Source organism: Piscinibacter sp. (assembly GCF_050175855.1).
GTDB lineage: Bacteria > Pseudomonadota > Gammaproteobacteria > Burkholderiales > Burkholderiaceae_C > Piscinibacter.
The window spans coordinates 1-11,273 of record NZ_JBFXIO010000141.1 but is presented as its reverse complement, the minus strand read 5'-3'; the positions used below and the strand labels follow the sequence as shown (position 1 = coordinate 11,273).

General features: G+C 71.8%; 10 protein-coding genes. 7 read left to right on the top strand and 3 right to left on the bottom strand.

Annotated features, from left to right (window positions below; translation table 11 throughout):
* Window positions 1–568, top strand: a 568-nt coding sequence (locus AB7U92_RS12455) for a sensor histidine kinase (RefSeq protein WP_428577007.1), incomplete at its 5' end; no start/stop codon positions are given.
* Between the two features lie 17 nt (window positions 569–585).
* Window positions 586–2,004 carry a sigma-54-dependent transcriptional regulator gene (locus tag AB7U92_RS12450; protein WP_428577005.1) on the top strand — a complete coding sequence of 473 codons (1,419 nt, stop codon included), beginning with the start codon at window positions 586–588 and terminating at the stop codon, window positions 2,002–2,004.
* Window positions 2,005–2,014: 10 nt separating this feature from the next.
* Here AB7U92_RS12450 and AB7U92_RS12445 read toward each other — a convergent pair whose 3' ends face one another.
* Complete coding sequence (locus AB7U92_RS12445) at window positions 2,015–4,405, bottom strand: heme lyase CcmF/NrfE family subunit (protein WP_428577002.1); 2,391 nt, start codon at window positions 4,403–4,405, stop codon at window positions 2,015–2,017.
* A gap of 61 nt (window positions 4,406–4,466) precedes the next feature.
* Here AB7U92_RS12445 and AB7U92_RS12440 point away from each other — a divergent pair, with 61 nt between their 5' ends.
* Complete coding sequence (locus tag AB7U92_RS12440) at window positions 4,467–5,513, top strand: 6-bladed beta-propeller (RefSeq protein ID WP_428576999.1); 1,047 nt, start codon at window positions 4,467–4,469, stop codon at window positions 5,511–5,513.
* A 123-nt stretch (window positions 5,514–5,636) separates the two neighbouring features.
* Window positions 5,637–6,569: a cytochrome c3 family protein gene (locus AB7U92_RS12435; protein WP_428576996.1), complete on the top strand. Its 933-nt coding sequence runs from the start codon at window positions 5,637–5,639 to the stop codon at window positions 6,567–6,569.
* Window positions 6,570–6,587: 18 nt separating this feature from the next.
* Here the strand turns inward: AB7U92_RS12435 and AB7U92_RS12430 are convergent, their stop codons facing one another.
* Window positions 6,588–7,565, bottom strand: a complete 978-nt coding sequence (locus tag AB7U92_RS12430) for a c-type cytochrome (RefSeq protein ID WP_428576993.1) — start codon at window positions 7,563–7,565, stop codon at window positions 6,588–6,590.
* Window positions 7,562–8,362 (bottom strand): c-type cytochrome, encoded by an 801-nt coding sequence (locus tag AB7U92_RS12425; RefSeq protein WP_428576990.1) that lies wholly within the window; start codon window positions 8,360–8,362, stop codon window positions 7,562–7,564. Before AB7U92_RS12425 ends, AB7U92_RS12430 begins: the two co-directional genes overlap by 4 nt.
* A gap of 128 nt (window positions 8,363–8,490) precedes the next feature.
* Between AB7U92_RS12425 and AB7U92_RS12420 the strand changes: the two genes are divergently transcribed.
* The 3 genes from AB7U92_RS12420 to AB7U92_RS12410 all read left to right on the top strand — a co-directional run bounded on the left by AB7U92_RS12420 (window position 8,491) and on the right by AB7U92_RS12410 (window position 11,043).
* The gene (locus AB7U92_RS12420) at window positions 8,491–8,802 is read left to right on the top strand and encodes a c-type cytochrome (protein ID WP_428576987.1); all 312 of its coding nucleotides are present in this window, start codon (window positions 8,491–8,493) and stop codon (window positions 8,800–8,802) included.
* 22 nt (window positions 8,803–8,824) lie between these two features.
* Entirely contained in the window at window positions 8,825–9,928 is a 1,104-nt protein-coding gene (locus AB7U92_RS12415) for a 6-bladed beta-propeller (protein WP_428576984.1), read from the top strand.
* Window positions 9,929–10,146: 218 nt separating this feature from the next.
* Entirely contained in the window at window positions 10,147–11,043 is an 897-nt protein-coding gene (locus AB7U92_RS12410) for a hypothetical protein (protein ID WP_428576982.1), read from the top strand.
* Window positions 11,044–11,273: the final 230 nt, after the last annotated feature.

The following is an 11,273-nucleotide window of genomic DNA, read 5'->3' as shown; positions in this document are numbered from 1 at the left end:
AGGCGACGCCGCGGCCACCCAGGAGGCGGCGCGCGACATCGTCGAGCAGGCCGACCGGCTCGGCGCCTGGCTGCGCGAGCTGCTGGCCTACACGCGGCCGGGCGACGGCGAGAGCCAGGCGCTGGCGCTCGGGCCGCTGGTCGGCAGCTGCCTGCAGGAGTTCGCACGCGAGATCGAGCGCCGCCGCGTGAAGGCACGCGCCGATCTGGCCGACGGGCTGCCGCCGGTGCAGGCCGACGCGCTGTGCGTCGGCCAGGTGCTGCGCAGCGTGGTCGCCAATGCGCTGGAGGCGGTGCCCGACGGCGGCCGCATCACCGTGAGCGCGCAGGCCGACACCGCGCGCGGCCAGCTGCTGCTGCAGGTGCGCGACAACGGCAGCGGCATCGCCCGCGCCGAGCGCCAGCGCGTCGGCCAGCCCTTCTTCACCACCAAGGCGCACGGCATGGGCGTGGGCCTGGCGCTCGCCCGCCGCGTGCTCGAACGCCAGGGCGGGCGGCTGCACATCGCCAGCGAGCCCGGCCGCGGCACGGTGGTCTCGATCAGCCTGCGCCTGGCGCAGGCCGCCTGAACCGTCGAAAGGCCACCATGAACGGCGCCATCCTGATCATCGAGGACGAGACCGTCCTCGCCAAGAACATGCGCACCTACCTCGAGCGACAGGAGTACGAGGTCGAGTGCGCCGAGACCGCCGAGGACGGCATCGCACGGCTGGAGCGCTTCGCGCCCGATGCGGTCGTGCTCGACTTCAACCTGCCCGGCATGGACGGCCTGCAGGCGCTGGAGCGCATCCGCGCGCAGTGCCCGGCCACGCCGGTGATCATGGTCACCGGCCACGGCAGCGTGGAAACCGCGGTGGAGGCGATGAAGGCCGGCGCGCTGGACTTCCTGACCAAGCCGGTGCCGCTGGCCAAGCTCGGCATGCTGCTGCAGCGCGCCACCTCCGAGCGGCGCAAGGACAGCGCGCTGGCCTACTACCGGCAGCGCGATGGCGAGGGCGCCGACCTGTCGACGTTGCGCGGTGAATCGCCCGGCATGCTGCGCCTGCACGCGCTGCTGCGCCAGCTGCTGCGCTCCGAGGAGCAACTGCGCGACGGCGAGGCGCCCGCCGTGCTGGTGCGCGGCGAAACCGGCACCGGCAAGGAACTGGTGGCGCGGGCGCTGCACTTCAACGGCCCGCGCCGCGACAAGCCCTTCGTCGAGCTCAACTGCGCGGCGCTGCCGGCGCAGCTGCTCGAGTCGGAGCTGTTCGGCCACGAGCGCGGCGCCTTCACCGATGCGCGCGAGCGCAAGCTCGGCCTGGTCGAGACGGCCGAGGGCGGCACGCTGTTCCTCGACGAGATCGGCGACATGGAGCAGCCGCTGCAGGCCAAGCTGCTCAAGCTGCTCGAGGAGCGCACCGTGCGGCGGCTGGGCAGCGTGCGCGAGCAGCGCGTGGACGTGCGCATCGTTGCCGCCACCCACCGACCTCTGGACCAGCTGGTGCGCGAGGGCCGCTTCCGCGCCGACCTGTACTTCCGGCTGCGCGTGGTGCAGCTCGAGCTGCCGCCGCTGCGCGAGCGCGGCGACGACGTGCTGCTGCTGGCGCGCCATTTCGTGGCCCACCACGCCGCGCGCTACGGCCGGGCGGCGCCGACGTTCACGCCGCAGGCCGAAAGCGCTCTGCGCGGCCACGCCTGGCCGGGCAACGTGCGTGAGCTGCGCAACCTGCTCGAGCAGGCCGTGCTGCTGGCGCGCGGCAGCGTGATCGACGCCGAGGACCTCGGGCTGCGCTCGGAGCCGGCGCCGCCGGTCGAACGCAGCGGCGACTCGGTGCCGGGCGCGCTGGGCTCGCGCACGCTGCCCGAGATGGAGCGCGAGGCGCTGGTCCAGGCGCTGGCCCGCGCCGGCTGGAACGTCAGCCGCGCCGCGCGCGACCTCGGCATCAGCCGCGATACCCTGCGCTACCGCATCGACAAGCACGGCCTGGGCGCCGACATGCCGCCCGACTTCCGCGAGACGCGCTGAAGCGGCGGCTTCAGTCCGCCGCCGGCTCCGGCGCCGGCACGTGGTGCGGCTTCATGGCACGCCACAGCAGCATCGCACCGGCCAGCAGCACCAGCAGCGGCCCGCCCCACAGCAGCCAGGTGCTGGCCTTGACGGGCGGGCGGTAGAGCACGAAGTCGCCGTAGCGCTGCGTCATGTAGTCGATCACCTGGGCGTCGCTGCGGCCGGCCTGGAGTTGCTCGCGGACCTGGTTCTTCAGGTCGACGGCCAGCGGCGCGTGCGAATCGGCCAGCGACTGGTTCTGGCACACCAGGCAGCGCAGTTCGGCGGCGAGGCGGTTGACGCGCTGCTCCAGCGCCGGATTGGCCGCCAGCGGCTGCGCCTCGCCGGCGAAAGCCGGCCAGGCCATCACCAGGAGCAGGCAGGCGGTCAGTGCCGCGGCAGCGGCACGCGGACCGGCCGCGGCCGGTGCCTCGCGCCGAGTGGCCACGCGGTAGCGACGATCGGCCGCGGCGAGCAGCCCGCCGAGCGCCATGGCCAGCGCGCCGAACCAGATCCAGTCGACGAAGGGCTTGTGGTACACGCGCACCGTCCAGGTGTCGGCGCCGAGCGGCTCGCCGAGGGAGACGTAGAGATCCCGCCACAGGCCGCTGTCGATGGCGGCCTCGGTCATCGGCATCTGCTGCACCTTGTACAGGCGCTTCTCGGGGTGCATCAGGAAGGGCTTTGCGTCGCCCTGCTGCACACGCAGCGTGCCGCGCACGCCGACGTAATTCGGGCCTTCGAACTCCTCCACGCCCTGGAAGGTGAAGCCGTAGCCGGCCACCGTCACGCTGTCGCCGAGCGCCATCTTCACGTCGCGCTCGAGCTCGTAGCCCTTGACCATGGTGACGCCGACGATGAACACGCCCACGCCGGCATGCGCCAGCGCCATGCCGAAGAAGCTCGGCGACGATCGCGACAGCTGCGCGAGCCGCGAGGCGATGCCGCCGCCGGGCTCGCCGCGCAGTCGCTGCGCGAGCAGCGCCGCCGTGCTGGCGAACACCCAGGCCGCCAGCAGCAGGCCGAGTGCCACACCGAAGCTGAATCGGCCGGCCGACCAGGGCAGGGCCAGCGCAGCGCCCACGCTGATCACCGCCGGCCAGCGCAGCTTGCGCGCCAGCTCCGCCGTGCTCGCCGACTTCCAGCGCGCCAGCGGCCCCACGCCCATCAGCAGCACCACCGGTGCCATCAGCGGCACGAACACCGTCTCGAAGTAGGGGGCGCCCACCGAGATCTTGCCCAGGCCGAGCGCGTCCAGCACCAGGGGGTAGAGCGTGCCGAGCATCACCGAGGCCGCGGCGGTCACCAGCAGCAGGTTGTTGACCAGCAGCAGCGACTCGCGCGAGACGCGGTCGAAGCGGCCGCCGAAGCCGACACCCGCCGCACGCCAGGCGAACAGGCCGAGCGAGCCGCCGATGATCACCAGCAGGAAGGCGAGGATGAAGATGCCGCGCGCCGGGTCGGTGGCGAAGGCGTGCACCGAGGTCAGCACGCCGGAGCGGACGAGGAAGGTGCCCAGCAGCGACAGCGAGAACGCGGCGATCGCCAGCAGCACCGTCCAGGCCTTGAAGGCACCGCGCTTCTCGGCCACGGCCAGCGAGTGGATCAGCGCGGTGCCGACGATCCAGGGCATGAACGAGGCGTTCTCCACCGGATCCCAGAACCACCAGCCGCCCCAGCCCAGCTCGTAATAGGCCCACCAACTGCCCAGCGCGATGCCCAACGTCAGGAAGGTCCAGGCGGCGGTGGTCCAGGGGCGCGACCAGCGCGCCCAGGCGGCGTCGAAGCGGCCCGACAGCAGCGCTGCCACGGCAAAGGCGAAGGCCACCGCGAAGCCGACGTAGCCCATGTAGAGCATCGGCGGGTGGAACACCATGCCCGGGTCCTGCAGCAGCGGGTTGAGGTCGCGGCCGTCGAGCGCGGCGGGCACCAGGCGCTGGAAGGGGTTGGAGGTGAGCAGCACGAAGAGCAGGAAGCCCACCGCCACGAAGCCCATCACGCCGAGCACGCGCGCCACCATGTCGGGCGGCAGCCGCGAGGAGAACAGGCTCACCGCCAGCATCCACAGCGTGAGCATGAACACCCACAGCAGCATCGAGCCCTCGTGGCTGCCCCAGGTGGCGGCGATGCGGTAGGCCAGCGGCAACTCGGTGTTGGAGTGCGAGGCGACGTTGAGCACCGAGAAGTCGTTGGTCACGAACGAGGCCATCAGGCAGCCGAAGGCGATGGCGACGAAGACGAACAGCGCCTGTGCGGCCGGGCGGGCGAGGTTCATCGCGGCCACGTCGCCACGCGCCGCGCCGACGATCGGCAGTGTGCCGAGCGCAAGGGCGACGAAGAGTGCGACGACGAGCGCGAAGTGGCCGAGTTCGGGCAGCATGGCGGGCTGCTTCAGCAATCGCCATGCCCGTGGCTGGCACGCGCTCTGCTGCAGCGCGTGCATGCGACGCCGCAATCTGCTCCTGCCGCTGGCGGCGACCCCGATGGCGCTGCTGGCCGCCTGCGCGGCGCCGCCGGCGCCGCCCGATCCGAAGGCGGCGCCGGTGTGGCCGCCGCCGCCGGACACCGCCCGGTTCCGCCACGAAGCCACGCTGCGCAACGCCGGCAGCGCGGCCGATGGCGGTGCCGCCGCCGGGCTGCGCGAACAGCTCGGCGGCGAGCCGACGAAGGCCGGTTTCGGCAAGCCCGGCGCGGTGGCGGCCGCGCGCGGTCGCGTCTACGTGGGCGACACCGAGGGCCGGCGCATCTTCGTGTTCGATCTCGCCAGGCGGCGCAGCTTCGCCTTCGGTCTGCGCCGCGAGGGCGAGCTGCGCAAGCCGGCCGGCATCGCGGTGGATGCGCAGGGCCTGGTCTACGTGGTCGATGCCACGGCGCGGCGGCTGGTGGTCTACGACGCGATCGGCCTGTTCCAGCGCGCCATCGACGGCAGCAGTCTGTGGGCGAGGCCCACCGGCGTGGCGGTGAGTGCCGACGGCGCCCGCGTGCACGTGGTCGACACCGGCGGCGTCGAGAGCGACGCGCACCGCGTGCACAGCTACGACGCGCAGGGCCGGCTCGTGCGCAGCCTCGGCCGGCGTGGCGACGCAGCCGGCGAGTTCAATCTGCCGGTCGATGCTGCACTCGCGCCCGACGGCACGCTGTGGGTGCTGGATGCCGGCAACTTCCGCGTGCAGGCCTTCGATGTGCAGGGACGTTTCCTGCGTGCCTTCGGATCGGCGGGCAACGGCCTCGGCCAGTTCGGCCGCCCGCGCGGACTGGCGATCGACGGGCAGGGGCTGCTGTACGTCAGCGATGCGAGCTTTGCCAACGTGCAGGTGTTCCAGAGCGACGGCCAGCTGCTGCTGGCGATCGGCGGGCGCGGCACGGCCGACGAGCCCGGCCGCTTCGCGCTGCCCGCCGGCGTGGCCTGCGACGAGACCGGCCGCCTCTACGTGGCCGACCAGTTCTTCCACAAGATCGAGGTGATCCGCAAGCTGGGCGAGGCTTGATGCACGTCATGCGCATTTCCCGGGGGCGGGAATCGGCGGCTCGATTCCGGGAATGCGGACAGCGCTGCTGCCCGGCGAGGGCCCGGCCGCGCGGGCGGTACGGCGCTTGCAGAACGAAGCCGCATGAAGCGACTTGCCCTCGTCCGCGCCGCCGCGTTGCTGCTGGCGGGAAGCCTGGCCGGCGCGGCCTGGGCCGGCCCCGACCCGGCACCGGGCACGCCGTCGAAGTTCAGCAACCGCGGCAGCGTGGCCAACACTCGCCACAACCTGACCCAGCGGCCTGTCGAGACCGGCCCGGGCGGGCCGATCAACGCCGCGCTGATGGACACGCAGCGCAACAACTACGGCGAGGTCTGCGTCTACTGCCACACGCCGCACGGAGCCAACCAGACGATCGCCGCGCCGCTGTGGAACCGCACGACCAAGGTCACCACCTACCAGACCTACGACCTGCTGGCCACGGCCTCGATGACGCAGCCGGTCACGCAGCCGGGCGCGAGCTCGCTGACCTGCCTGAGCTGCCACGACGGCACCACCGCGGTGGACGCGATCGTCAACATGCCGGGCTCGGGCCGCTACAACACGGCGCGCATCGGCTCCGACGCGCCGGCGCTGCTCAACGAGTGGCCCAACGCCGCCGTCACGCACGTCGGTCTGCAAGGCCCCGACCAGGGCTGCCTGGTGTGCCACAACCCGAATGGCGCGGGCGCGGCCTTTCCGACCGCCTATGACTTCAGCGCCTTCGCGCTCGGCACCGACCTGCGCAACGACCATCCGGTGGGTGTGCGCTACCCGCCCGCCGGCACGGGCACCGACTTCAACGAGCCGCCCCGGCGCGAAACGCGCCTGGCCTATTTCGACGTCAACGGCAACAGCCGCGCCGAGGCCAACGAACTGCGCCTGTACAACAGTGGCGACGGCTACGAGGTGGAGTGCGCCTCCTGCCACGATCCGCACGGCGTGCCCTCGGCCGGGCCGGGCAGCAACTTCAACCCGACCTTCCTGCGCCGCCCGAACACCGGCAGCGCGATCTGCCTGACCTGCCACAGCAAGTAGGCGGCGCGGCGCTCCCGCTCAGCGGCCGTCGCGTCGGAAGAAGGCGCGCGCCACATAGGCGGCCACCGCGTCCACCTCGGCGGGCTGGAGCACGTCCTTCCAGGCTGGCATCGACGTCCCGTCCAGGCCTTCGCGGATGGTCTCGCGCAGTCGCGTCGCGGGCATGCTCTGGCGCGTGTAGAGCGTGAGGTCGCGCGCCTTGGGCTCCATGAACTGGCCGATCCAGTTCTTGCCGGTGCCGTCGGCGCCGTGGCAGAAGGCGCAGTTGGCCTGGAACAGCGCCTCGCCGCGCTTCTCCAGCGGCGTCAGCCCCTCGATCACCGGCACGATGTCGTGCTGTGCATAGACGCTCGCGCCCGACACCGCATCCGGCTTCGGCGGCCCGTAGTCGCCGGGCTGGAAGCCCATGCGCGGGTATGACAGCGGCCGCGAGCTCCACGCCGGCCCTTCGTCGGCGACACGCGCGCGGTCGTGGCAGCTGATGCAGGCCTCGAGGAAGAGCGTGCGGCCGCGGCGCTGCTGCGCGTCGAGCTGCTCGAGGGGCGCATCGAGCGCGATCGTGCCGGTGGCGAACGGATTCGCGATGGCATAGCGCTGGCGGTCGGGCCAGCCGTTCTCGGCCGTGTGGTACGCGGTGTTGGGCGCCTTGCGGCGCACGAACTCGTGCTCGACGAAGGCGGCCACGGCGGCCATCTCGTCGGCGCTGATGACACCGGTGAACGACTTCATCGCCGTGCCCTCGCGGCCCTGCTGCAGTGTGGCGAGGATGGCCGCCGCCTGCAGCGGCGGGCCCTGCGTGAAGTCGCGTGGCTTCGGCTCGAGGTAGGTGGCCGCCAGCGTCTTCGCGTCGCCCGAGTAGCCGTGGCAGAAGTAGCAGCGGTAGTTGTAGACCGCGCGGCCGGCCTCGATCTGCGCGGCCGGATCGCGCACGCCGCAGCCGGCCAGCAGCGCGGCGGCGAGGCCGAACCAGGAAGCGAGCGCAGCGCGCCGCTTCACTTGGCGGCGGCCTGCGCGGCCGGCGTGGCCAGGATGAAGCTGCGGAACACGTACTCGGTCACGTCGGCCATCTGCTGCGGCGTGGCCACCTGCTTCCAGGCCGGCATTTCGCTGCCCAGCCGTCCCTCGCTGACCGCGGCGTACAGCGCCACGCGGTTGAAGCGCGAGCGCGACGCCGGCTCGACGAAGTTGCGCGGCTTGGGATTGATGAAGTAGGCGCGCGGGCCGGCGCCATCGCCGCGCGCGCCGTGGCAGGTGGCGCAGTTGGCGAGATAAAAAGCACCCCCGCGCTTGAAGTCTCCCTTCAGACCGTTGGGGAGGCCGGCCGTCATGTCGACCTGCACGGGGGTGGAAGCGGTATCGGCCTCGCGCCCGCCGTGCGCCCGCGTGCCGGAGATGCCCGCCGTGGCCGCGGGCGAGGGCGAGCCGGCCTGGCGGTTCACGTAGGTGGCGAGCACGTGGTCGGCGAGCACGCCGATGTCGGCCTCCGACAGCTGCGTCTTCCAGCCGACCATCGCGGTGCCGGGCCGGCCGTGGGTGATGGCCAGCACGATGCGCTCGCGCGAGAGCTCGGCACGGCTGGCCTCGCTGGTGAAGTCGCGCGGCGGCGTCGACAGCGAGCCCGTGGCGCGGCTGCGCCCGTCCCCCTTGTCGCCATGGCAGACGGAACAGTAGTTGTGATACAGCACCGCGCCGCGCGGCGCATCCTTCGGCGGCGCAGCAGCGCCGGCCAGCAGCGGCAGCGCGAGTGCGCAGGCCGCCGCGCAGCGCAGGGCGAGGGCGAAGAGCGGGTTCATCGGTGGCGCTCCGGTCGTCGAGATGTCTGTGCTGCCGCAGGTTGCAACTTCCTTGCCATTCGCACCGAGCGTGGCACGCGGTTTGCGTTTCCTCGTGCGCAGCATCGATCCACACGGAGAACAAGCCCATGCATTTCGCAAGAACGGGACTCGCGTTTCTCGCTTTCGGCATCGCCGCGCTCGGCGGCACGGCCGTCGCCGCCGACGGCAAGGCGGTCTACGAGAAGACCTGCGTGGCCTGCCACGCCACCGGCGTGGCCAATGCGCCCAAGCTCGGCGACAAGGCGGCCTGGGCGCCGCGCATCGCCACCGGCCGCGATGCGCTGGTGGCCTCGGTGACCAAGGGCAAGGGCGCGATGCCGCCGAAAGCCGGCGCCGCGAACCTCAGCGACGGCGACATCAAGGCCGCCGTCGACTACATGGTCGGCGCGGCGAAGTAGCCGCACGACCAAGGGCCTTGCGATGAGGCGGCACGCGCCCGCTCCGCTGCTGGCCGCCGCGCTGGCGCTGCTGCTGCAGGCCTGTGCGCAGGTGCCGGGGCCCAACGCGACTGCGGCGCCGAAGGAGCTCGTCTTTCCGCCGCCGCCCGACGAGCCGCGCTTCTACTACGAGCGCACCATCCGCTCCAGCGCCGACATCCTGCCGGCCGAGGCCGGCAGCGAACTGCGAAAGCTCGTCACCGGCGAGCAGGCGAGTGGCGAGGCGCTGTCCAAGCCCTATGCGGTGGCGGTGTACCGCGGGCGCATCTTCGTCTCCGACACCGTTTCGCGCTTCGTGCGCGTGTTCGACGTGCCGCAGGGCAAGCAGTTCAAGGTGGGCGAGGAAGAAGGCTCGGGCCAGCTCATCAAGCCGATCGGTCTGGACGTCGACGCCGCCGGCAACCTCTACGTGGCCGACATCGGTGCCAAGGCGATCAACGTCTACGGACCCGATCGCCGATTCCTGCGCCGCATCGGCGGGGAGAAGTGGTTCTCGCGGCTGTCCAGCGTCACGGTCGATCCGGAAGGCCGGCGGGTCTATGCGGTCGACCTCGGCGGCGTGAGCTCCGAGCAGCACCGGGTGCGCGTGTTCGACGCGGTCAGCGGCGAGCACCTGCAGGACATCGGCCGACGCGGCTCCGGGCCGGGCGAGTTCAACCTGCCGCGCGACCTCGCCATCGGCAAGGACGGGCGCCTGTACGTGGTCGACGGCGGCAACTTCCGCGTGGTGATGTTCGACCGCGAGGGCCGCTACCTGCAGAGCTTCGGCAGCGTCGGCAAGCAGTACGGCCAGTTCGCACGCCCGAAGGAAGTGGCGGTGGACCGCGAGGGCAACGTCTACGTGGTCGACACCGCGTTCGGCAACTTCCAGATCTTCAACCCGGACGGCGAACTGCTGCTGTTCGTCGGCGACCGTTCCGAACGCGACGGTCCGGCGAAGTACATGCTGCCCTCGGGCATCGCGGTCGACGAGGACGGGCGCGTGCTGGTGGTCGACCAGTGGTTCCGCAAGATCGACGTCTACCGGCCTGCCGGCCTGAGCGAGAAGAGCGGCCTGCTCGCCCGCCCCGCGACCGTCGCGAAGTAGCGCTCGCGCACGAGCGCCGCGCTCGCGCGCACTTTCCCGATCACGAGAAACGCGCTTCCGGAAAGCGGGAGCTTTTCGAGTCGCAGGCGCGTCTGTGCGAGGGAGCGCGGGCCCTGCGGCAAATGGCACAGAAACTGCAGAAATGCCGGCGTCATGCGGGCATTGGGGAGTGCCGGGCCTGACGACTGTTCAACCAACCAACCGACGAGAGGGGCAACATGAAGCTGTCATGGCTCAGCAGCCGGGGGAGGTGGGGGGCGGCGTCCGCAGCGGTTCTGGCGGCACTGTTCTTCGGCCTCAGCGGCACCGCGCAAGCGGGCATCAACGACACCAAGCACAACCTGGGATCGGGCACCGGCCCGGCCGGGCGCAACCAGGTCACCGACACGGCCGAGGTCTGCGTGTTCTGCCACACGCCGCACGGCGGCAGCACCACTGCACCGGTGCCGCTGTGGAACAAGCGGCTCGGCGCCAACGGCACGCCCGCGGGCGGCGGCAGCTATACCACCTACGCGTCGCTGCAGACGCCGTCGCTCGACGGCTCGGTAGCGCCGGTGGGCGGCATCTCGCTGGCCTGCCTGTCGTGCCACGACGGTACGCAGGCGATGGACAACATCATCAACTCGCCCGGGTCCGGCGGCCTGAACGCCGACGGCGGCGGCAACGACGGCCAGCCCTTCACCTGGAACGCCGGCGGCACCGTCAATGCGGCGGGCGCTCTGTCCAGCGGCGCGGCGCTGATCGGCACCGACCTGTCCAACGACCACCCGATCGGCATCCAGTACTGCGGCGGCGGCATGGACAACACCGGCGCGATCACCAACTGCCGCGACCAGGACTTCCAGCCGGCCACCACGGCCACGATCAACGGCAACCAGGTGTTCTGGATCGACACCGGCGCGGCTGGCACCAAGCAGCGCACCGACCTGCCGCTGTACGTGCGACCCGGCGAAGCCACGGCCACCGGCCCGCTGGTCGAGTGCGGCAGTTGCCACGACCCGCACGTCTCTCAGGGCCAGGCCGGCCCGGCGGGCACCGGGCGCGTTGCCGGCGAGACCTTCCTGCGCGTCTCCAACGCCAACAGCGCGCTGTGCACCGCCTGCCACGTGAAGTGAGGCACTGAGCCGCCGAAGCGAAGCGCCTATGCAATTGCGCAGCGTAGGCGGCTCAGCTCAGGCCGACGCTGGCCAGCTTCGCAGGGCCTTCGCTTTGGCCTGAGCCCAGCAGTTCGACGGGGCCGGGCATGCGAGTGCTTGGCCCCGTTTCGATTTCCGGACCCCGACCACACACGAGGATCACGACCATGTCATCGGCTTCACGAGCCATCCTCGCGCCGCTGCTGGCG

What these genes read in the sequence shown, in the direction of transcription:
- AB7U92_RS12450 (WP_428577005.1), top strand. Translation starts at nt 586, where the DNA reads ATGAACGGCGCCATCCTGATCATCGAGGACGAGACCGTCCTCGCCAAG.
- AB7U92_RS12445 (WP_428577002.1), bottom strand. Translation starts at nt 4,405, where the DNA reads ATGCTGCCCGAACTCGGCCACTTCGCGCTCGTCGTCGCACTCTTCGTC.
- AB7U92_RS12440 (WP_428576999.1), top strand. Translation starts at nt 4,467, where the DNA reads ATGCGACGCCGCAATCTGCTCCTGCCGCTGGCGGCGACCCCGATGGCG.
- AB7U92_RS12435 (WP_428576996.1), top strand. Translation starts at nt 5,637, where the DNA reads ATGAAGCGACTTGCCCTCGTCCGCGCCGCCGCGTTGCTGCTGGCGGGA.
- AB7U92_RS12425 (WP_428576990.1), bottom strand. Translation starts at nt 8,362, where the DNA reads ATGAACCCGCTCTTCGCCCTCGCCCTGCGCTGCGCGGCGGCCTGCGCA.
- AB7U92_RS12420 (WP_428576987.1), top strand. Translation starts at nt 8,491, where the DNA reads ATGCATTTCGCAAGAACGGGACTCGCGTTTCTCGCTTTCGGCATCGCC.
- AB7U92_RS12415 (WP_428576984.1), top strand. Translation starts at nt 8,825, where the DNA reads ATGAGGCGGCACGCGCCCGCTCCGCTGCTGGCCGCCGCGCTGGCGCTG.
- AB7U92_RS12410 (WP_428576982.1), top strand. Translation starts at nt 10,147, where the DNA reads ATGAAGCTGTCATGGCTCAGCAGCCGGGGGAGGTGGGGGGCGGCGTCC.